The sequence below is a fragment of the Bacteroides sp. L008 genome, from assembly GCF_040812255.1.
Lineage (GTDB): Bacteria > Bacteroidota > Bacteroidia > Bacteroidales > Bacteroidaceae > Bacteroides > Bacteroides vicugnae.
Genome location: NZ_JBFNXO010000002.1, coordinates 174429 through 197846, shown reverse-complemented (window position 1 = coordinate 197846; position 23418 = coordinate 174429). Strand labels below are relative to the sequence as shown.

The window sequence follows — 23418 nt, the reverse complement described above, 5'->3', positions numbered from 1 at the left end:
AAATCGTATGAAACTAAAATATACAGGAATAATGCTCTTCGCATTAATGATGGCTTTGCCTGGGTTTGCCAAAGGCAAACGGGGAAAACAAGCCATGAAAATCATATCCTACAACATAGAGTATGGCATGCGTGCCGATACTACTGCGGGCAAAACCGTATTTGCCACATGGATGCGCAATCAAAACCCCGATATCGTGTGTTTGCAGGAAGCCAATAAATTCACGCAGAAATCACTTGAAGCATTAGCTGCATCCTATGGTCATCCTTATGCCGTGTTGCAGAAAGAAAAAGGTTTCCCCACTGCCATAACGTCCAAATACCCTATTGTAAACATTATGAAGGTGGAGGATAACATGTGGCATGGATTCGTAATGGGTACAGTGAATGGATACCACATTATTTCGCTGCACCTTAGTCCGCACCGCTATGAGAGTCGCCAACTTGACATCGATCTTATTCTCGAAACCATCCGTCAAAATGGACCATTCGAAAAATGGATCATAATGGGCGACTTCAACTCCGTATCCCCTGTCGATGCCAAGAAATATAGCGACGGACGCTTGGCCGACCGCCTTCGTAAAGAAGAAGAGAAGCGTCCCGCATTAAAAAATCTTGTAAATGGAGAAATCGATTATTCAGTGCATCAGCGCATTCTTGATTTCGGTTTTATAGATTCGGCGCGTCTTGATAAAAACTTTTCGGAGAAAAATTTCGGTACACGTATTGACTTCATCTACATCTCTCCCGACTTGAAATCTGCTTTCACCGGAGGAAACTTTATCACAGACGACTTTACCAAGAAATATTCCGACCATCGTCCGGTTTATATGACTTGGGGAAAATAACAAAACTGTTACTATAAATTAATGAAACGATTTACAATTATGATACGAAAAAAACACCTGTATTATTCATTCCTACTCATAGTTTCGGTATGCAGCTTCCTGCTTACAAGCTGTGAGAAAGATTTTGAATGGGAACTTCCCCTTGCTTTCACGCAGAAAAATCTGATTCTATCTTCGGGCACAGGAACCACTCATATCTTAGTATACGCCACGAAAAACTGGAATGCCCACTTCGTGGAGAAAGTAGACTGGGCCTCTATCGACCGTCTCTCGGGTAAGGAAAACAGCGAAATCATATTCTCATACGCCGCCAACTATGGCGTGAACCGTAAAGTGCAACTGGCGTTTGAAACTGAAGAACATCTTCGCGACACGATAACATTAGTGCAGAGCGGCGAAATCTCATCAAGTGACGCCCGCCTCATCATCAACGAACCAATAGTAGAGATACCAGCCTCCACTACTAAGTTTGGCCTGGAGCTCGATACTAATTTAAAGTACGATCTCCACCGTGTCAAATACCTCGTAACATACAACTCCGGAAACCCCGAAGAAAACTGGATTGAAGAAGTGTCCCATGACAGTGGAAATATGTACATCAAACTGGCAGCCAATCCAACTTACGAGCCTCGTGTTGCCCAGATACGTTTAGCTATTTCAATTCCTGCCAATACAATTAATGGCAGCCCCAAAGTAGTGACAACCAGCACTACAATTACTCAACTGGGAAAGGAATGAAAATAAAAGAATTAGTGTTTATCAGTTTAATACAATGACTCTAATATGAAACGATTTATTAAATACCGACCAATACAACTGGTCACATTTTTAGGAGCTTTCATGCTTTCGTTGTCCTCCTGTGAGCTGGATAATGGTGATGAAGCCAATTTTGAAGAATTTGGAGCCGACGGAAAGACCTATACGCTCCCTTCTGATGCAGGCGACCTGGCCATCAAAGTTTATTCGAACCAAAATTATAACATTGCACTCGAAGACAATACCGGTGAATGGGTAACAGTAGCCGAGAGAAATCTCACGGGCGACGGTACGCTCCATGTTGAGTATGATTTCAACGACGGATTCCCCCGTATGGCGAAAATCTGCCTGACTGCCAACGGCGCTAACCTCTCCGACACGATCTACCTGAAGCAGAAAGGTGTGAAAACCCCAACATTTAAATTGGCTAAGCCTAATATGACTGTACATGGTTATGGAGGCGAAGTAAGAGCAGAGCTTGACATGAATGTCGACATGAAGGATCTCCGTATCAGTGTAGATTATACCAGTGGAGAGGAAACCATGCCAGTAGCCGACAAAGCAAACGGATGGGTCAGAGACATCACTTACGAGAATGGATTCCTTGTCATCCAGACCGATCCGAATCCTGACGAACGCGCAGTACGTACAGCTACCGTCAACCTGGTTTACATTGACGGTTGGGAAGTCGAGAATAAACAGCAACTTTTCTTGATGCAAGCAAATGCTAAGGATGAATTGGGTGTTGAAGTTTCGTTTATTGATGTTCGCAACTTGGGCGATACGGAGGGAATGAAAGTGACTGACGATGTTTATATTACCGGATATGTGGTAAGTGACCGCAACTCGGGCAACGTAGGTGATAATACCCAGACCACCCAGAATGCAATCGACTATACCGTCACACAAAAGACCGCTTATATCGAAAGCCTCGACGGACGCTACGGATTCTGCATTGAGACTCCTACAGTAGATGACAACACTTTCTCACAATATAGCAAAGTTCAGATTCTACTAAAAGGAACGAAAGTGATTCTGGAGGAAAACCCCGAACGCTATACTATTTCCGGAGTAACATCCTCTATGGTTATGTCGTCTACCGAAGGCACTGCAGCCGACTTACCCGTAAAAGAGAAATACATAAAAGATCTCACTGACGAGGATATCTACACCTATGTCACTCTGAAAGATTGCGAACTTCCTGTCCGTAAAGGTAGCCTGACTCCGATCAATGAAGGTTATGCCAATGCCGGTGGCGCTCACCGTTGTGCTAAATATGCTACACTAATGCGCGACATCAATGGTAACAGCATGTATATCTATACCAATACCACTTGCCTCTATCGTCGTGACGGCACCCGTCTACCCTACGGTTCAGGCAATATGTCAGGCGTTATCGTACATGAACTTTTCACTCGCTTCGAGTACCTGGAAGCAGCAAACGGATTGATCGATGAAGAGAAAGCAGGCGATATCGGCCGTTATCAGATTCGCCACATGTCGAGAGCCGACTTTAAAATGGCAGATGATTTAAAAAATAGCTTTTCGGGCTTGATTACCGAATTCCGCTATATCAACACTAATGGCATCAACAAAGAAGATGGTTCTTTCCCTTCCACTTACGGAGATGGAGGCCGCTTCCGTCATACTTACACCAAGCATCAGATCGGCAACGGTTTGCGTGGAAATGGAAGTAGTGATTACACTTACCTTGGCCCTGTAGGTAACAGTGCAACAGGACCTTTTGGAGATAATAGAGGCAATGTAAACGGGTTTGGTATCATTCTTGAAGATGGAACAGATTATATGAAAAACTACCAAGACACCAACACTGACGGTAAAGGTAATACCGGTGGTGGTGCCTGGTTAGCCTGGTCCAATCCTTATTGGTGGGATGAGGAAAACAATCGTGGTTATGCCTGGATTGTGAACTTCTCTACCAGGAACATTTCCTCCAATCATCTCTCTATGCAACTTAGCGTCAGCAATAATGCCGGTAACCAGGTGAGCAAACCTCGTTTCTGGAAGGCCGAATGGTCATTGAGCGGCGATATGGATAATGAAGCCGATTGGCATTATATCACTTCCTATACCGTGCCTGATATGGTAGTATGGGCCAACACATTGATATCCCAGTGTCCGGGCTACAAGGCCATTGATGTGGAACTACCGTTAACATTGTTGGGCAAGGAAAATGTATATATCCGCTTAATGCCGGAGAACAACAAGGCTAGCAACGGTGCTTCCTGGGTCGACACCGGAGCGACAATTTCAGTGAAAGGCGACGCTACCAGTGCCATGAATTACTTTGCTATTCGTTATAATAAATAGGGCGTACCCCCAGTCTGAATTTATTAAAAAGAAGCCTCTTCTTCTACCTTAACAGTAGTCGAAGAGGCTTTCCTCTTATCTTTCTGCTTGTCTCATTAGCTTTTTCACCACCGGACAAATCCCCTTTGCGAACCTATAAAATCCCAAATCCGTAAAATGCTCGCCATCAACTGTACTCTCACCATCCTCACCCAGCAAATGTTCTGATTTTAAATAATGCAAGTTACGATACCCTTTCTTTTTCAACTCCTGAAATACGTTCCGTAATGCTGCATTACTTTCTTCAACCCATTTCCCTTTTTTCAAATCAAACTCTGCCAATGGAAAAGGAACATGTTCTATAAACAAGATCTGTACTCCCGGTATTTTGTCTTCAATAATATTCATAAATTCTTCAATACGTTCATTCAACATAGAAGCACTGACATTGGGAATAAAATCCATCACAATGACAGAAGGATTTCTATGTGTCATCAGTTCGGCTATTTCATATTCTAAATGCCCGTATCCGCTAAAGCCCAAATTCACCACTTCCCAGTTGAGCATACGAGAAAGAATGTTTGTATATGCCATACCCGGACGCGTTGCGCATCCGCCTTGAGTGATACTTGTTCCATAGCATACAACAGGCCTCTCTGTCACAGGCGATTTCACTTGCGGTTGCCGAATCAGAGCGTTTTCTTCTACTCCAATTTCAAGTGTTTCAATGCCATCATAAAGCGGCAAGTAAAGCATATACTCATTCATTTCGCCTTTCATATTAGAAATAATAACGCCTTCATTCTTCTTACCTTTCGGACGCGCACAACGCACATAACGCCATTCTCCATTTTTTAGCACGTAAAGATCAAGCCCTTTCACGCCCACCATAGCCATATGCGACATATTATTATCTCTTTTTGCCGTCCATTTGGCAGCAATCATTGTTGAATTGGTTGCAAAACGTATGGCCAATCCGGGTGTATCCTGCCCCAACACCCACACCCACTTTTTACTTTTCTCCTTACAGGAAAGAGGCAAACGGGCATAACGTCCTTCCGTATCGTCAGACATCTTACCAATAAGCGGGAAATCATCCGCATTATAATATTTCAAACTCTGCCCCATTGTAGTCACAACGCAGTAAACGAGAAAAAACACAATTACAATTATTTTCTTTTGAGTCATAGTTTTGAGAATTAGTATTTATAATAAAAAGCAAATAATGAAATAAAAGAAACACAAAAGTATAATATTCAAAAGCAAACAACAAGAAAAAGCAATTAAAAAAGAAAATTTCTCTTAATTAGTTTCGTTTTATAACCTATTATCTTTATCTTTGCTTCAAATAAGCCACTAAAGAAAACCAAATAAAAACCTAAGTAAATAGTAAATCTATATAACCCTTTAAAAACAACTCCTGTATGAGCAAGAAACTACTATGTATAATGTGCTGTCTTTTCATCACATTATCTACATTTTCACAGAACAAAGAAGAAAGTTTATCTACTCCGGAATTATTTGACTTCGTATTGTTAAAATGCGATTTGAACTCTCCCGTCAAAGACAAAGATGCAATAGACGGAGCCTTCAAGAAAGGATTAAACGGTATTTTCATCAACGACAAAGAACTGGCCAACTATGCTGCAAACAAAGGAATGGTAGCCGTCAGCAAATATACGATGTCAAAATGCCAGTCGATACTAGACAACATCAAAGAGCCGACTAAAACCACTCTTGTTTTCGCACGCGAAAGAAGTGACGGATATCTCCGTAACGCTTTGTTAGATCACTGCTTTGTGGAACTCTTCAACGATACCATTTTCGGTGAGGAAAGATGGCTGAAGAAGTTGATAAATTCTTCTTTGGATATACGTACCCGTCTCATCAACAATAACACCCGGATGGTAGTTGACATCACCAACAAAAGCAGCATCCCCTTCCATATCCAGATCACCCAATGCGATCAATTAAAACCGGAGCAAAAAGAAGTTACTCTATCGCCAATGGGCCAAACCAGTCTGTTTTTCAACAGTGACTATATCAAGTCTCCCCAATATACGTTACACGCAAATATCAAAAATGCATTCAATACAGAGAAAAAAGTATTGAAGCATGTGTTCCGCCTTCACGGAATGGATTATATGGTAGGAACGGAATCTCAAAACACGTACAACATCATCCCTGCACCACGGTTTCTCGAGAAAGGACAAGGCAAGTTTGTATTCAACAAAGAGACTCGCATTATACTAAAAGACAAAAATGCAGAAGCTCCTTTACGATTCCTGACCGACAGATTAACACGGACTGCACAATTACCTGTAAAGGTACAGAATAGCACTCAAAAGCATTCCGGCAACTATGTGATTTTCGATCGTGCCAACGACTCTGCATTAGGAAATGAAGGCTACAAAATAAATATTTCATCTGAATATATACAGGTACTGGCGAATAAAGAAGCCGGATTCTTCTACGCCATACAATCTCTATTACAATTACTTCCTGCAGAAATCTACTCCAACACGACAGTATACAAAGACTCATGGAGCATCCCGGCGGCAAACATCACAGATACACCGCAATTTGAACACCGGGGATTACACTTAGACGTAGGGCGTCATTTATACCCTGTTTCTTTTATCAAAAAGTACATAGATTTAATGTCTATGCAGAAAATGAACCGCTTTCATTGGCATCTGACAGAAGATCAGGGATGGAGAATAGAAATCAAGAAACATCCGAAGTTGACGGAAATAGGCTCTATGCGCAAAGAAACAATCATCAACCGGTATTCTGCCACCACTCCGGGAATATATGACGGAACCCCTTATGGAGGATTTTACACGCAAGAAGAAATCAAAGAGATAGTAGCTTATGCCAAAGAACGTTATATCACGATCATTCCCGAAGTTGACCTTCCGGGACACATGCTCGCCGCATTGGCCACTTATCCTGAACTGGGATGCACGGGAGGCCCTTATGAAGTAGGGACAAGATGGGGAATCTATGACGACGTGCTTTGCGCCGGCAATGAGAACATCTATCCTTTCATCGAAGATGTGTTACAGGAAGTCTTTAAGCTGTTCCCTGGAGAATATGTACATATAGGAGGAGACGAATGTCCTAAAACACGTTGGAAATCCTGCCCGAAATGCCAATCCAAAATAAAAGAACTGAAATTAAAAGATGAACATGAACTGCAGAGTTATGTTATCAGGAGAGTAGAGAAATTCCTGAATAAAAACGGGAAAAAGCTGATCGGCTGGGACGAAATCCTGGAAGGCGGAATAGCGCCCAATGCTGCACTTATGTCATGGCGGGGAATCGCCGGAGGAATTACAGCCGCCAAATCAGGTCATCCGGTCATTATGACTCCCAACACTTATGTATATCTCGACCATTATCAAGCAAGTATGGAAACGTCTCCATTGGCAAACGGACGGATATGTTCACTTGAATGGACGTATGGATACAACCCCATCCCCAAAGAATTGACAAAAGAAGAAGCAGGACACATAATTGGCGTACAGGCCAATGTCTGGACAGAATATATGAAAACTCCGGAGCAAGTGGAGTACATGGCATATCCACGTGCCAATGCCGTTGCCGAGATAGGATGGAGTAGCCCAGAGCATAAGAATTGGGAAGATTATTTAGACAGACTTCAATATCAGTTCAAAAGATGGCAATTTTACGGTCTGAACTGTGCGACTCATTATAAGAACAAATGATTTAACTCACTGACAGGATTCATTTGCTTGATTCCTTCCCGAACGATAAGGAATATATTTTAGGCACGGATTACACGGATTTCACGGTTTTAATGCAATGATTACGCAAAGCAACCGTGTTAATCCGTGCAATCTGTGCCTAATCTTTTATTTAGAGTTTCCTCATAACCGATACGTTATGAGCTTATTATTACTAAAAAGTTTCCTAGTTACTTTTAAGCAATCACTTACCTAGTGATAGCTATTGCATTACCTAACAAATTTTCGTTTGACTATAGTTGAACGAACGCTTGACATATGTTGAACTATCGCTTGACTATAGTCAAACGAAAACTTGTTAGGCAATTGAAAAAATAATATAAGCAAGAGAAAGAAATAAAAGCTGCATATTGACGAGTTATTGTCAGCGAGAGTATCTTTGACTCATTTCTGCATCGATAGGAAACAAGATTGGTTTTGACTAAAAAAAATGTTACGGGCAGTAGAATTGCCCGTAACATCATACCTATCAAAAACACAACTAATAATAAATATACTATTGCATTTTCATGCACTAATCTACTTCATGAGCTAATAAAATCATTTGCTGGAACGCTGCCAGATCACGTAAAATCAAATCCGGATTAGGATGAACAGCAATAGCTGTCTCATACGTCGTTTCACCGGAAAGCACCAATACTCCGAGAGCATTTGCTTTTTGCGCCATCAATATATCGGTATAAATACGATCACCTACCATAGCTACTTGGTCAGCCTGTAAGTTATGACGTTCCATGATTCCGTTCAACATTCGCGGATCAGGTTTCCCAATCACTACATCCGGCTCCCGCCCCGTAGCATATTCCAAACTGGAACAGATAGAGCCACAATCTACCAATACTAAAGGTTTATCCGTAGGACATACACGATCCGGATTAGTGGCAATATAGAGTTTCTTCTGATTAATCCACCACGCAGCACGACACAAACGTGAGTAAATCAGCGACATATCAAAACTGACCACTACTGCATCCGGTTCATCATCAGCGTTATCCTCCGTAGACTCAAATCCGGCTTCTTCAAACTCTGTTATCATACTGGGAGTACCCAACAAGAAAAGCCGCTTACATTCCGGGTGATGTATCCGTATATAATCTATTGTTGCCTGAGCCGATGTATAAAATTCATCTTTTGTAGCTTTAATGCCCATACCGGATAAATGCCGGAGATAATCATTCGTACTCCTCGAAGGATTATTCGTCAGAAATGAATAACCAATTCCCAAATCCTTCATTTTATCCAAAAAAGCAATCGTAAAAGGGAATAAGGTGTTTCCGTTATAAATCGTTCCGTCCATATCCAAAGCAATATGTTTTATGCGACGAATACGCTCCATAAGCTCTACACCCAATTTATTTTCTACCTCATTAATCATTATCATACCCATTCGCTTTCGCCGACCATGCGGCCATAAATATCAAAGTTCCCATAATAGCAATCAGAATTAATGCACCAACAGCAATATTCCAACCATAATGTTGAGCCAACAATCCTAACCCCCAACCGGAAACCAACGTACTAGCATATCCGAACAATCCCGTAAATCCGACTGCCGTAGCCGCCGCTTTCTTGGTAGCTATATTAGCCGCAGCAATGCCGACCAGGGCTTGCGGACCATAGATACAAAATCCCGCAGCTCCCAGCAAAAGCGTGGCAAGCCACATAGGAGGCTGGGATATGCCCCAGAATAAAGCAACGAACACCGTAGCCAATGCCATACAAATCACACAAACCCGTGGCCCACGTCCACCAAAGAAACGATCGGTTGCCCAACCGGCCACCAGCATCCCCACGATTCCGGATATTTCAAAAGCAGCAACCATCCAACCTGCATGATGAATAGAGACTCCTTTCCACTCTCCCAAAAGAGTCGGCCCCCAGTCAAGCACAGCATAACGCACGATATACACAAAAAAGTTGGCAATAGCCAGTACCCAAATCGCCGGGTTACCAAAAACATTCTTACGCACGAATTGCTTAAACTCGGCAGAAGTATCTTCTTTCTCTTCTACACCTTTTTTGGAGTTAAGCTCCGGAAGTCCTACCGAACGAGGCGTATCGCGCAAAGCAAACCATAGGCCAACCGCACCCACCAAAGCAATAATGGAAGGAAACCAGAAACACCAGCGCCATCCCAGACTGACAATATATCCACAGACAATCACTACCAGACCCGCACCAACTGAATGGGACGTATTCCATACTGACATCTTTGTAGCCAGTTGAGTCGGAGGAATCCAATGCGTCAATAAACGGGCACAGGGAGGGAATCCCATTCCCTGAAACCACCCGTTCAACATCCACACAATTCCAAACATCACCACAGCAGAACTAAACCCAAACCAAATATTACATGCTGCAGAGAGAACCAACCCGGTCACCATAAAATAACGGGCATTCACCCGATCGCCAACAAAGCCGTTTGCAAACTTGGAAACCCCGTATAGCAAACCGTGCAAAGTAAGGAATAGTCCCAAATCACCCTTGGTTATCCCCAAATCATCTTGCATGGCAGGCATTGCAATACTCAAGTTTTTACGAACAAAATAAAACAGAGCATAGCCTATCATACTTGCTATGATCGTCCGCGTCTGCCAGTATTTAAATTTCTTTGCCACCTCGGGCGCCATTCCTTGTAATTCCATCTTCTGCCGTATTTAATCTGTTATTTCCCATATTTTACCTTTACCAAACAGGCCATCCAACCACTTTTCCATGTATCCTATCCGGACAGCCAAATCGAGAACTGTAAAACGACGACGAATAAACTGCGCACGGACAAACGTTTCACGCAGGCGTTTTCGTGTAATACCTATTTGTTCGGGTTCTGTGGGAGCACCTACCTGTCGCAAACATTGCTTAACCTCTTTATAAGGAATTAATTGTTTGGATAGACGCTCACGAATTTCAGGCCAGTATTCTTTTAATTGTCGCAACTGAACAGCCAACTGTTCCCGCGTCACGTATTTTGCTTTCGTTTCCTGCAAACCTATATTCGGGAAATCAGTACCGGCAAACATATCAAGGGCTACCTTCTCTGCAAGATCCGGTTCGGGCCATGCCGCGCAACATGCTTCTACATCCAGTTTCTCCAAGGGAGTGTTCAGCACCTGTTCGTAAAATGCCGTGATGGCCAGCATACCTATACTCACCTGGAAACCATGGGAAATATGCTCGCCATGATGCAAATGATGTTCCATATTCCAAAGGTGGCTAAACTGGTGTTCCGCTCCTGAAGCCGGACGGCTCGATTTAGACCATTGCATGGCAAAGCCTCCCAGCATCAATCCCTCAATAAGCTGCGACACCGCTTTTTCATCCCCGGCCAGTGCACCTTCAGGATTCGAGAGTGCATCATGCAGTCCATCTTGCACAATCATCCATGCTTTTTCATCAATATCTTCCACTCCCATCCAATCGGCCAGAATCCAGTCGGCACCAGCGGTCACTTTTGCAAACAGATCAGCATATCCCGACGCTGTCATCGGCCCGGGAGCTCTTTTTATAATTTCAATATCAGCCAGTACAGCTTGTGGTGCCGGACAACTAAAAGTCTGCTTTGCTCCATTGGCAGTAATGGAAGCGCCAAATGCCGTATACCCGTCCATGGAAGCAGCAGTAGCCACGCACATATATCTTCTTCCAATCAGATGAGAAGCCAATTTCGTCAAATCATTAATTGTACCGGAACCGACAGCCACCGGAATGGCATCATGCACTTTCAACGATTCGACCAAACGGTCGACATACGAATATTCTGCATACAAATCGGAATCAGTAAAAACAAAAGACGGCAATAATTCAATATTCGCATTACGCAACTCCGCCTCTACTTTTTCACCTACTACGCGATATGTTGTAGTATCAGCTACCACTATCGCTTTTTTACCTGCAAACTGTTCCTTAAACAGTCCGGCTACTTCATTTAATATTCCACTTCCTATACGAAGAGCACGTGTCTCATTCGCCGCTTTCAAAGCCTGTTCTACTTTTGACATTTTCACAGTATTAATTGTTAGTTCACTAACCGGATTTTCCTTCACTATAGTAAACAGACGTTGCACCATATCAGGGCAACAATCTATCGAGATTGCAAAACTGTCCATACTTCTGTCGGTATATCAGATTCTATAATATCCGGTTTCTTATTAATCTCTTCCCTATATTTTGAAGCCCGTTCTTCTTTCGAAGACAGTCTGTCATGCGTAGGCGCCACACTAATCATACAACGCACGCCACGGGCATGGAGCATTTCAACTATTTTCTTATTTTCAGGTGTTATACTATGCCCTACATAAGCAATCATATTTTCCCATGGCACACCTGATATCGACAAGTCTTCAAACTCTTTCATATTACGGGCGAAAGCGGACATCATAATCGTTGGGAAACGGTCATAATAATATCTGGCTTGAGCACCGGTATGCACTGTCAGCATCACATGTCCCTCTGCCTTATGTTTTTTGATTAAAGCCGCAATCATAGCCATCGGCACATCTTTCTTATCAAGGTTTATAATTGTTTTACCTCTACTCCATTTTATTACTTCTTCCAGGGTAGGAATCTTGCAGTCGGTCACTTTTCCCGAATGATCTTTCAGGCGAAGCTTCTGCAATTCTTTCCAAGTATAATCGCAGACTTTCCCCGTTCCTGTTGTTGTACGATCCAAAGTAGCATCATGCATCAATACAACCACACTGTCTTTTGTCAGACGAGGGTCAATTTCAAAGAAAGCCGGCATCTGCTTCAGCACATTTTCCAAACCTTCAATACAATTTTCCGAATACCCTTCTTCGTATCCACCACGATGTCCGCTAACGATGATTGAGCCATCTCCCGTATATTTAAAGAAATCCCTCAACTGTGAAACATCATCGAACTTTAACAGATGTAGTTTTTCCTGCGCCGACACAGACTGTATTCCCGACAACAGAAAAAACATGAATGAGGCTACGAGTCCTCTCTGCAAAATCATACAACTTTTCATAAGCATTTATTTACAAACAACACTAAAGTATTTTTTCTTCTAGTTCAAGATATATCCTCTTGCCAACCGGTTAAAATCGGCTATCTGCTCTTGTTCCCAAGCTTCGTCTTTTCCCAGTTCCGTAGCCAATACGGATGCTACTTTCGGAGCTATCTTCAGAGCAGCACGAGCATCCAGAAAAAGCATTCTCACACGGCGGGCCAACACATCTTCTATATTCTGCGCAAACTCTTCGCGAACTGCCCACACCACATGAGCCGCTGTAAAAGTATAACCTTCATACAACTTTTCAGCAAAAGAAGGCTCTTTTTCTATCATCTTTTGTATTTTATCCGCGTCACTGCCATACACATAATTCCAATCATTCTCATCAAACGCCTCTTTGGTATATCCATGAACTCTCAAATTCTTCGTCACACATTCCGCAGGAGACAATCCGCCTATCGCAATAGCCTGATTAATGACATCTTCAGCCATTGCACGATAAGTAGTCCACTTTCCTCCGGTAATTGTCAGAAGTCCCGATTTCGAACGATAAATTTTATGATTCCGTGAGATTTCTTTTGTTTTCTTCGAATCAGCATGTGTTGGCACTGCCAATGGACGCAAACCGGCAAAAATCGAAAGTACATCGGCACGAGTTGGCTTTCGGTCTAAATACTGCCCGGCCTGATCTAATATAAAATCAACTTCTTCTTCCAACGCTCTCGGTTCCAAAGAAGCTTCATTCAAAGGAGTATCCGTTGTGCCAAGCACCACCTTTCCATGCCAGGGAACTCCAAAAAGAACACGCCCATCTTTCGTTTTAGGTATCATTAGTGCCGAGCGACCACCCAAGAATTTATGATCAACCACCAGGTGCACTCCCTGACTAGGACGTACTTTCCTTCGAATATCGCACTCATCCATCTTCATCACATCATCCACAAAAACTCCGGTAGCATTTACCACCACTTTCGATTTTATCTGATACTCCTTTCCATCAAGCGTGTCGACGGCATGCACTCCATTTATTCTTCCGGTGGCATCTTTCAGCAAACAATCCACCTTTATATAGTTCAAGCACACTCCGCCTTTATCAATAGCGGTGAGTGCCAATGTGATAGCCATGCGCGAATCATCAAACTGCCCGTCGTGATATACCACTCCGCCCCTCAATCCTTCATGTTTTAAAGAAGGTATTTCTTTCAACACAGATCGCTTCAGCATCGGCAATGAACGTCCCAACGTCTTGCGTCCTGCCAGCAAATCATAACAAGTTAATCCTATCGCATAGAAAGGCTTTTCCCACCAGCGATAATTACCTATTATAAAACGCATATCTTTCACCAGATGAGGAGCATTGAGCCTCATACGCCCACGTTCATGTAATGCTTCAACCACCATAGAAACATCTCCCTGTGCTAAATAACGAACCCCTCCATGTACCAGTTTCGTACTGCGACAAGAAGTACCTTTAGCAAAATCATGCTGTTCCAGTAGAATCACCCTGTACCCTCTGGAGGCTGCATCTACGGCAGCCCCTAATCCGGTAGCTCCGCCACCGATCACCAGGATATCGCATTCACATTTCCAATTGAGCATCCTCTCAAGCAAATCACTTCGTTTCATCTCCTATTATTATTTCGTTTTCTTTCTTTATCTATAAATCAGCCCTGCAAAAATACACAAAAAGAAATATCATCCAATATAAAAAGCAAATTATTTTTCGTTAGAAGACTATTTTATATCTAAAACGGAAGTTTTACATCATAGAATGAAACTTTTCTTCTTTTTATTTGCCACATATTAATATTTAGTTTATCTTTGTGATAAAAATTGGGAATTATGACAAGTATTGCAGAAAGACATAAGTATATTCTTGAAAGTTTAGCAAAAAACGGCTTCATCAAAGTCAACGAAATCGCTAAAGAGCTAGAAGTTACCCCTGTAACTATCCGAAAGGACTTAAAACATCTGGAAGAAAAAAAACTTCTCTACCGTACTCATGGAAGTGCAAGTCCGGTCAACCCACTGACATCAGATATTGATGTGCACGAAAAAGAAAAGCTTCGAAAAGAAGAAAAGAAAAGAATCGCCACTGCCGCAGCCAAATTGATAGAAGAAAACGATTCGATTATTATCGCTTCCGGTTCTACGGTACATACATTTGCCGAGCATATCACTCCTATCAATCACCTAACCGTAGTTACAGCTTCCTTGAAGACCTCCTTATTATTAAATACAATTAATAATATAGAAGTGATTCAGCTTGGCGGAATAGTACGTAAGAACTCTTTTTCCGTCATTGGCGACTACACTTCTTTATTCTTTGAACAAATCACTTGTTCAAAACTCTTTTTGGGGGTAGACGGTATCGATCTTGAATACGGAATCACAAACTCTAATATCGAAGAAGCCGTTCTTAATAAGAAAATGATAGAAGCGTCATTACGCACCATCATCCTGGCAGATTCTTCTAAATTCGGACGACGCGGGTTCGGCAAAATCTGTAGTTTAGACTGCATAGATGTGATTATCACAGATTCCGGCATTTCCCAGTCAATGGCACAAGCGATTGAAGAAATGGGCATAGAACTTATCATTGTTTAAAACAGTTATATCACCCAAAGAATTATCCTACTAAAGTTATCTTTAGAAAACTATAAGTATCCGGATAATACAAAAAAAGATGGACTCGTTACCGAGTCCATCTTTTTTTGTATTATCATCAATAACATTATTACTTCTTCAGGATATCCATTGTATCCGATGCGATCAACAGTTCTTCGTCTGTCGGGATCACTACCACTTTCACTTTAGAAGCAGGAGTAGAAATGATTGCTTCTTCACCGTGAACCTTAGCATTTACTTCATTATCAAGTTCGATACCCATGAATTCCATATCCTTACAAACTTCACGACGACATTCCATCTGATTTTCACCAACGCCACCTGTAAACAGGATAATATCCACACCACCCAATGCAGCAGCATAAGCGCCGATATATTTCTTGATACGGTAATAATACATCTTCTCAGCAAGGATTGCTTTCTCATTACCAGCCGCACAAGCAGCCAAGAGTTCACGCATATCGCTTGATACGCCTGAAATACCCAGTACACCGCTCTTCTTGTTCAACAGATTAGAAACACCGGTCGTATTCAAGCCTTCTTTTTCCATGATAAATGTTACTGCACCGGCATCAATATCACCGCTACGAGTACCCATCATCAAGCCTTCCAACGGAGTCAAGCCCATCGTAGTATCCATACATTTACCATCTTTGATAGCAGCGATAGAACCACCGTTACCAATGTGGCAAGTGATAATTTTCTGTCCTACCGGATTTACACCCAGGAATTCGCATACACGTTTTGACACATAACGATGAGAAGTTCCGTGGAAGCCATAACGGCGTACACCATACTTTTCATACAATTCGTGAGGAATAGCATACATATAAGCATAATCCGGCATTGTCTGATGGAAAGCCGTATCAAATACACCTACCTGCGGAATGTCAGGAAGAATAGCAGAAACAGCATTCACCCCTTTCAAGTTGGCAGGATTGTGAAGTGGAGCCAAGTCATTACAAGCAGCGAAAGCTTCCAAAACTTCTTTATTCAGCAATACAGATTCGCTGAAACGCTCTCCCCCGTGTACCATACGGTGACCTACAGCATTAATCTCATCCAAAGATTTGATAGCACCATATTCAGGGTGGGTCAATGTATTCAGGATAAACTCTACTCCTATTGTATGTTCCGGAATATCTTTTTCCAAAATTTTCTTCTCACCATTCGGCAAAGTCAATTTCAAGAATGATCCTTTCAGACCGATTTTTTCGATACCACCTTGTGCAATCACCTCTTTGGTGGTCATATCGAACAATTTATATTTAATAGATGAACTTCCGCAGTTCAATACCAGAATCTTCATGTTGTTGTCGATTTATACTTAATACTTTATATCTAATACTTATTTATTCGCTTTTGCTGCAATGGCCTGATTAGCCGTAATAGCAATCATGCGATATACATCCTCGATAGAACAACCACGAGACAAGTCGTTTACCGGACAAGCAATACCCTGAAGAATCGGGCCGACAGCATCAGCATGTCCCAGACGTTGAACTAATTTATAAGAAATATTACCAACCTCCAGACTCGGAACGATCAGCACATTTGCTTGTCCTGCAACTGGAGAACCCGGCGCCTTGCTAGCACCGACTTCCGGTACAAGAGCAGCATCAGCCTGCATTTCACCATCCAGATCAAGAGTAGGAGCCATCTCTTTCGCAATCTTAGTAGCTTCTACCACCTTATCCACTACTTCGTGTTTAGCAGAACCTTTGGTAGAGAAGCTCAACAGAGCTACTTTCGGATTTTCAATACCGGCAACAGCTTTCGCAGTTTGAGCGGTACAAACAGCAATCTGTGCCAGCTGGTTAGCATCCGGAACCGGAGTTACGGCAACATCCCCCATGACTAGAATACCGTTCTTTCCGTATTCAGGAGCATGAGTCAAAAGCAACATAGCACCAGATACGCAAGTGATTCCCGGTGCAGTCTTGATAATCTGTAAAGCAGGACGCAGTACGTTACCGGTCGTGTTGCGGGCACCGGCCAACTGACCGTCAGCATCACCGCTCTTAATCATTAAACAACCATAGAACAAAGGATCGCTCGTCAATTTGCGGGCTTCTTCGATAGTCATCCCCTTCTTTTTACGAAGTTCACACAACAACTGTGCGTATTCTTCGTGTTTCGGAGAAGTTTCAGGATCAATGATAGTAGCTTTACCGATGTTTCCCAATCCCCATTTTGTAGCAAGTTCATTAATTTCAGCCGGTTTACCCAGTAAAATTAGATCGGCTACTTCGTCTGTCAAAATCATATTGGCAGCTTTCAATGTGCGTTCTTCAGTTCCTTCCGGAAGAACAATACGTTGGCGATTTGCTTTCGCACGCGCCACGATTTGGTTGATTAAATTGAGCATAGATATATTGAATATTATTATAAAACCTCATTACAATTTGTAATTTGCGGTGCAAAAGTACTCAATTTTGCAACATCCACATTACAATTTCGCCTATTTTTCTCTTTCAAGTCTAAAATATTATAATATTTAACACTGTACTCCTATTTTTCATACCTTTGCAGCGTTTTCAAAACAAAATCAATAGGTTATTAGTATATGATACGTCAGTGCGCCATTTTATTTGGCTGTTTGGCTTTGGGTGAATTAATTGTTTATTTTACGGGTATCAAGCTCCCCTCCAGCATCATTGGCATGCTGCTGCTCACCCTCTTTTTAAAATTAGGTTGGATTAAATTACACTGGGTACAGGGGTTGTCCGACTTTCTGGTTGCTAACTTGGGATTCTTTTTCGTTCCACCCGGTGTGGCTCTTATGCTATACTTTGATGTTATTGCGGCAGAATTCTGGCCAATTGTGATAGCTACCATTGTCAGTACCGCACTTGTACTTGTCGTAACGGGATGGGTACATCAGATCGTTCGCAAGTTCAGACTGGCGCATCAGATCAAACTGGCACGCAAACTTCATCTGTCAGATTTCCATCTGCCGGAGAAACTACACCTTAAAGATAAAATCAACTTAACGAATAAAGACAAATGAGTTTCTTAGAAAATAATTTCTTCCTGTTGGCTATTACCTTCGGGATTTTCTTCTTTGCCAAACTGCTTCAGAAGAAAACAGGACTGGTATTATTAAATCCTATATTGCTGACCATCGCACTATTAATCATCTTCCTTAAAATGACCCATATCTCTTATGAGACATATAATAAAGGAGGACATCTGATCGAATTCTGGCTACGCCCGGCCGTTGTGGCTTTAGGCGTACCTTTATATCTACAACTGGAAATGATAAAAAAACAGTTGTTGCCTATTCTACTGTCTCAACTGGCAGGCTGCATCGTCGGAGTTATTTCAGTAGTACTGATTGCAAAGTTCATGGGAGCTTCACAAGAAGTAATCCTGTCACTGGCTCCAAAATCGGTTACGACTCCCATTGCGATGGAAGTAACCAAAGCCATCGGCGGTATTCCGTCACTGACGGCGGCAGTTGTTGTAGCAGTAGGTTTATTAGGCGCTATCTGTGGTTTTAAAACAATGAAAATCATGCATGTAGGCAGCCCGATCGCCCAAGGACTTTCAATGGGAACAGCCGCCCATGCCGTCGGCACCTCTACCGCAATGGATATCAGCAGCAAATACGGAGCCTATGCTAGTCTGGGACTGACGTTGAATGGAATATTCACTGCATTGCTGACACCTACAATCCTTCGATTATTAGGTGTTTTGTAAAAACAAAATCTCTTGATTTTCCGTTATATAAAGAGTTAAACGCAAAAAAGCAATCTTATGATTCCATTTAAAGATATTACATTAACAGACAGGGACACAATCACCTCATTCACGATGAAAAGTAATCGCCGCAATTGCGATCTTTCATTCTCAAATCTTTGTAGCTGGAGGTTTTTATATGATACCCAATTTGCAGTAGTCGATAATTTTCTGGTGTTCAAGTTCTGGGCAGGAGATCAGCTTGCTTATATGATGCCCGTAGGTACAGGAGATTTGAAAGCAATATTGCGGGAGCTGATAGAAGATGCCCGCAAAGAAAACCATCATTTCTGTATGTTAGGAGTGTGTAGTAATATGCGCACCGAACTTGAGACCATCCTTCCGGAACAGTTCACTTTCACAGAAGATCGCGACTATGCTGATTATATCTATTTAAGAAGTGATCTTTCGACGTTGAAAGGTAAGAAATTCCAAGCGAAAAGAAATCATATCAACCGGTTTCGCAACACTTATCCGGATTATGAGTATACACCGATTACCCCAGACCGTATTCAGGAATGCCTCGATCTGGAAGCAGAATGGTGTAAAGTGAACAATTGTGACCAACAGGAAGGAACGGGCAATGAACGCCGTGCCCTGATCTATGCACTTCATAACTTCGAAGCACTCGGGCTGACGGGTGGAATTCTTCATGTGAACGGTAAAATCGTGGCATTTACATTCGGTATGCCTATCAATCATGAAACGTTCGGTGTACATGTAGAAAAAGCGGATACCAGCATTGAGGGTGCATATGCTATGATTAATTATGAATTCGCCAACCGGATTCCTGAGCAATATATTTATATCAACCGGGAAGAGGATTTAGGTATTGAAGGTTTGCGCAAAGCCAAATTGTCTTACCAACCGGTGACGATTCTGGAGAAATACATGGCTTGCCTCAAGGAGCATCCCATGAATATGGTTAAATGGTAAACTCTTTATAAATATGATGATAAAGGAGCAAGTAAAAGCATTGTGGAAAGTCTGTTTTGACGATAGTGAAGAATTCGTCGAGATGTACTTCGGACTGCGCTACAAGACAGAGGTGAACGTCGCCATCCAAAGTGGTGATGAGGTAATCTCTGCCCTTCAGATGCTTCCTTATCCGATGACTTTTGGTGGAGAGACCGTGCAGACCTCCTATATTTCAGGAGCCTGTACGCATCCCGATTATCGAAGCAAAGGGGTCATGCGCGAGCTTTTATCACAGTCTTTCGCCCGGATGTTACGGAATGGGGTACACTTCAGCACATTGATACCGGCGGAACCCTGGTTGTTCGATTATTATGCCCGCATGGGATATGCTTCGGTATTCAAGTATTCAACTAAAGAGATCGTTTTGCCCGAGTTTATCCCTTCTAAAGAGATAGCGGTCAGTGTTGTTTCTGAATTTCAGGAGGAGGTCTATTCCTATTTGAATAAGAAGCTTTCCGAACGACCTTGCTGTATTCAGCACACACCGGAAGACTTTCAGGTTATTATGACCGATCTTGCCATTAGCGGAGGTTATTTATTTGTAGCCCGCCAGGAAAACGAAATCAAAGGAATAACCATTATATATAAAGGAGAAAAACAGATCATTATCAATGAACTTTGCGCTGATGATAAGGATGTGGAATATAGTTTATTGTATGCGATCAGGCAGCACACCGGATGCAAGCGCATGGTTCAACGACTGCCTCCTGAAGATAAACAGCCTCAACATCCGCTAGGCATGGCACGTATCATCAATGCCAAAGAAGTGTTGCAAATCTATGCCGCAGCTTTTCCTGAAGATGAAATGCAGCTGGAATTATCGGACAAACAATTGTCTGTAAATAACGGCTATTATTACCTGTGCAAAGGAAAGTGCATGTATAATACCGAGCGACTGCCCGGTGCACATATACAAATGAATATTAGCGAATTAACCAATAGAATATTTCAGCCGTTAAAGCCATATATGAGCTTGATGCTGAATTAATATAACCTTGAAAGCAGCAATGTAACATAACTACCACTTTTTGAAACTTGGCTCCCAAGAGCAATTGGCAAAATTATCTTTCTTTGCAAACATGGAATAGATAAATTTAACACCAAGTAATCAAATGAAAACTCTTACTCTACAAAAACTGTTATTAACTGTAAGTATAATGTATATGGCGTGTGGAATTACCCTCGCTAAAAACATTTATGTATCTCCTAATGGGAATGACAAACATAATGGGGAAATAAATACTCCATTGCAAACAATCGAGGTGGCAATAAATAAAGCCGCACCAACTGACATTATTATTTTGAAAGACGGCACCTACCAACTCGAAAAAACACTTCAAATCCCTTCTGGAAAGGACAACATCATCCTTAAAGCGGAACATCCAGGAAAAGCGACCCTATCAATGGCTATCGAAATATCTCCCAAAATGCTTACTTCTATAAAAGATAAAAAAGTATATGCACGCCTGCGACCGAAAACAGCAAAGCAAATAAAGGAAGTGGACTTAAAGAAGCTGGGTATCAGCGTAGAATCTTTTAAAGTATTGTTCAATGCCAGAGAAGAGTTCCCCGAAATATACTGGGGAGAAAACCGACTCCCTTTAAGCAGATACCCCAATAAAGGATATATGACGATGAAACGAGTTCTCGATAATTTCGGAGATGAAACCCATGGAGGTATCTTCGAATATTCCGATCCTCGCCACGAAGCATGGAAAGGGGCAGTGGAAGAAGGATTATGGATGACTGGATTTTGGAGAATACCCTGGCAGGCAAATACAATTAAAATACAGCAAATTGATACAGAAAAGAAAACCGTTACACATGAAGTCGGAATCGGCGTATCCAAGAATCCGGCCAATAATAGTTCAGGAAATGGAATCGGTTCAAAATACAAGCGTCCTGAAGGTTCTGGTGAGGAGCCTTATTATGTCATTAACCTACCGGAAGAAATAGATCTTCCCGGAGAATGGTGTATTGATTTTAAACGGCAGAAAATGTATATTTTACCACCGAAAAACGCTTCCTCCCAAGAAATAAAAATATGCTGCAAATATACTCCGTTAGTGAACATAAGCGGAGTCAACAATTTTACAGTTTCAGGTATCGTATTTGACAAATCCGCACAAAATGGATTAGTGATGCAGGGAGGAAACCAGAATCTAGTAACCGGATGTACCTTTAAGAATCTCGGTGGTACGGCAATCATCATAGATGGAGGATTAGAACACCAAATCAAGAGCAATGACTTTTACGCATTGGGAAAAGAAGGAATCTCTGCCATGGGTGGAGACCGCAAGACACTGGCTCCCTGCAATTTTCTAATTGAGAATAATTATTTTCATAATTACGGACTCATAAAAGATTCTTGGGCGGCAGCTGTAAGACTGGGACGTTACGAGGCAACCGGAAGTGATAAAGCCGGAGAAGATGCTGTAGGAATCACTGTCCGTCACAACCTCGTACATGACGCTCCTCACTCTGCCTTTCTTTATGTAGGTAATCTGAACGTATTTGAATATAATGAAGTGTTCGATATTGCCAAGAAAACCGGTGATGTAGGAGCTTTCTACTCTCGCCACGACTGGACCAGCCGGGGAAACGTAATCAGACATAATTTTATCCATCATATCCCCCGTGCCAACGGTACCTATCACGATGATGGACATACGGGGGATTCCGTTTATAATAATATTATCCACCGCGCACTTAGTGGCACAATGATTGGCGGAGGACACGATAATGTAGTGAAAGATAACATCTATCTCAACTGCATTCACCAAGGAATCAGTCTTGACTCACGAGGGAAACACCGCAACTATACAGTTAAAAACAAAAATTATACATTTCGTTTTAACCAGTACAACCTTAAACAAGGAAACTGGAAAAAACTTTATCCAGAAATGGAGAACTTCCTATCACAAGAGCATCTCGAACTTCCTCACAATAATGTCATTGAGGGAAATTATTTCATCAACTGCCCGAAAGGTCTCTATTTAAGTGGTGACAAAGCAGATTTCCGTTATTCTCCACAGTTGTCCGGCGGAACATCTATAAAGTCTGACAAAGACTATATTTCCTTACTGATTGAGAAACGAGACGAAAATATACTAAATAAACCAGGCATGACTATTCCCGTCATCCGATTAAACAAAATCGGATTGTACAAGGATGAGTTCCGAAAATCCCTTCCTGACATTCAAAAACTGATGAAAGGTTTGTCAGACACTGCCGGATTTAACTCTGCTAATGACGTTAAAGCAACCAATCAGCAGTAAGAAACCCTTGTTTGAGCCCCGTGATAAACACACTATTCAGAAAGACATTCCCCTTTTAAACACAAAGGTATAGAAGAAATGCATCATTTCTCCTATACCTTTGCAACAATATTACCAGCCCAATTGCTATCTTTTACC

18 protein-coding genes are annotated in these 23418 nt (G+C 42.0%); 10 read left to right on the top strand and 8 right to left on the bottom strand.

Translation table 11 applies throughout. The features are described from left to right. Positions 1–7 precede the first annotated feature (7 nt). From AB3G73_RS20130 to AB3G73_RS20120, 3 genes are read left to right on the top strand one after another with little or no spacing between them, the layout of a single operon-like run. Positions 8–847: an endonuclease/exonuclease/phosphatase family protein gene (locus tag AB3G73_RS20130; protein ID WP_367745504.1), complete on the top strand. Its 840-nt coding sequence runs from the start codon at positions 8–10 to the stop codon at positions 845–847. A 39-nt stretch (positions 848–886) separates the two neighbouring features. Further along, positions 887–1585, top strand: a complete 699-nt coding sequence (locus tag AB3G73_RS20125; RefSeq protein WP_322019815.1) for a BACON domain-containing carbohydrate-binding protein — start codon at positions 887–889, stop codon at positions 1583–1585. 45 nt (positions 1586–1630) lie between these two features. Continuing rightward, entirely contained in the window at positions 1631–3934 is a 2304-nt protein-coding gene (locus AB3G73_RS20120; protein ID WP_322019814.1) for a DUF5689 domain-containing protein, read from the top strand. Positions 3935–4009: 75 nt separating this feature from the next. Here the strand turns inward: AB3G73_RS20120 and AB3G73_RS20115 are convergent, their stop codons facing one another. Beyond that, positions 4010–5101 carry an SGNH/GDSL hydrolase family protein gene (locus tag AB3G73_RS20115; protein WP_367745503.1) on the bottom strand — a complete coding sequence of 364 codons (1092 nt, stop codon included), beginning with the start codon at positions 5099–5101 and terminating at the stop codon, positions 4010–4012. 236 nt (positions 5102–5337) lie between these two features. On the opposite strand from AB3G73_RS20115, the gene AB3G73_RS20110 reads away from it, so the two are divergent. Beyond that, positions 5338–7644 (top strand): beta-N-acetylhexosaminidase, encoded by a 2307-nt coding sequence (locus AB3G73_RS20110; RefSeq protein WP_367745502.1) that lies wholly within the window; start codon positions 5338–5340, stop codon positions 7642–7644. A gap of 553 nt (positions 7645–8197) precedes the next feature. On the opposite strand, the gene AB3G73_RS20105 is transcribed toward AB3G73_RS20110, so the two are convergent. The 5 genes from AB3G73_RS20105 to AB3G73_RS20085 all read right to left on the bottom strand — a co-directional run bounded on the left by AB3G73_RS20105 (position 8198) and on the right by AB3G73_RS20085 (position 14281). Next, positions 8198–9064 carry an HAD-IIA family hydrolase gene (locus AB3G73_RS20105; RefSeq protein WP_322019811.1) on the bottom strand — a complete coding sequence of 289 codons (867 nt, stop codon included), beginning with the start codon at positions 9062–9064 and terminating at the stop codon, positions 8198–8200. Next, positions 9051–10328, bottom strand: coding sequence for an MFS transporter (locus tag AB3G73_RS20100; RefSeq protein ID WP_322019810.1), 1278 nt, complete (start codon positions 10326–10328; stop codon positions 9051–9053). The genes AB3G73_RS20105 and AB3G73_RS20100 overlap by 14 nt, the downstream gene beginning before the upstream one ends. Positions 10329–10340: 12 nt before the next feature. After that, the gene (locus tag AB3G73_RS20095) at positions 10341–11681 is read right to left on the bottom strand and encodes a sn-glycerol-1-phosphate dehydrogenase (RefSeq protein WP_367745721.1); all 1341 of its coding nucleotides are present in this window, start codon (positions 11679–11681) and stop codon (positions 10341–10343) included. Positions 11682–11764: 83 nt separating this feature from the next. Beyond that, positions 11765–12670 (bottom strand): glycerophosphodiester phosphodiesterase family protein, encoded by a 906-nt coding sequence (locus AB3G73_RS20090; RefSeq protein ID WP_322019809.1) that lies wholly within the window; start codon positions 12668–12670, stop codon positions 11765–11767. A gap of 39 nt (positions 12671–12709) precedes the next feature. Then, positions 12710–14281 (bottom strand): glycerol-3-phosphate dehydrogenase/oxidase, encoded by a 1572-nt coding sequence (locus AB3G73_RS20085; protein ID WP_367745501.1) that lies wholly within the window; start codon positions 14279–14281, stop codon positions 12710–12712. Positions 14282–14497: 216 nt separating this feature from the next. On the opposite strand from AB3G73_RS20085, the gene AB3G73_RS20080 reads away from it, so the two are divergent. Then, complete coding sequence (locus tag AB3G73_RS20080) at positions 14498–15262, top strand: DeoR/GlpR family DNA-binding transcription regulator (RefSeq protein WP_065537542.1); 765 nt, start codon at positions 14498–14500, stop codon at positions 15260–15262. Between the two features lie 130 nt (positions 15263–15392). Here AB3G73_RS20080 and AB3G73_RS20075 read toward each other — a convergent pair whose 3' ends face one another. Both AB3G73_RS20075 and pta read right to left on the bottom strand, forming a co-directional pair. Further along, positions 15393–16592 (bottom strand): acetate kinase, encoded by a 1200-nt coding sequence (locus AB3G73_RS20075; RefSeq protein WP_148363982.1) that lies wholly within the window; start codon positions 16590–16592, stop codon positions 15393–15395. Positions 16593–16631: 39 nt separating this feature from the next. Further along, on the bottom strand, positions 16632–17651 hold the full coding sequence (gene pta, locus AB3G73_RS20070) for a phosphate acetyltransferase (RefSeq protein WP_148363983.1): 1020 nt from the start codon (positions 17649–17651) through the stop codon (positions 16632–16634). A gap of 198 nt (positions 17652–17849) precedes the next feature. Between pta and AB3G73_RS20065 the strand changes: the two genes are divergently transcribed. The 5 genes from AB3G73_RS20065 to AB3G73_RS20045 all read left to right on the top strand — a co-directional run bounded on the left by AB3G73_RS20065 (position 17850) and on the right by AB3G73_RS20045 (position 23280). Then, positions 17850–18293 (top strand): CidA/LrgA family protein, encoded by a 444-nt coding sequence (locus tag AB3G73_RS20065; protein ID WP_148363984.1) that lies wholly within the window; start codon positions 17850–17852, stop codon positions 18291–18293. Next, complete coding sequence (locus tag AB3G73_RS20060; protein WP_148363985.1) at positions 18290–18985, top strand: LrgB family protein; 696 nt, start codon at positions 18290–18292, stop codon at positions 18983–18985. Before AB3G73_RS20065 ends, AB3G73_RS20060 begins: the two co-directional genes overlap by 4 nt. Before the next feature lie 57 nt (positions 18986–19042). After that, complete coding sequence (locus AB3G73_RS20055) at positions 19043–19960, top strand: DUF2156 domain-containing protein (protein ID WP_258979365.1); 918 nt, start codon at positions 19043–19045, stop codon at positions 19958–19960. 13 nt (positions 19961–19973) lie between these two features. After that, entirely contained in the window at positions 19974–20990 is a 1017-nt protein-coding gene (locus tag AB3G73_RS20050) for a GNAT family N-acetyltransferase (protein WP_367745500.1), read from the top strand. A 124-nt stretch (positions 20991–21114) separates the two neighbouring features. Further along, positions 21115–23280 (top strand): right-handed parallel beta-helix repeat-containing protein, encoded by a 2166-nt coding sequence (locus AB3G73_RS20045; RefSeq protein WP_367745499.1) that lies wholly within the window; start codon positions 21115–21117, stop codon positions 23278–23280. Positions 23281–23418: the final 138 nt, after the last annotated feature.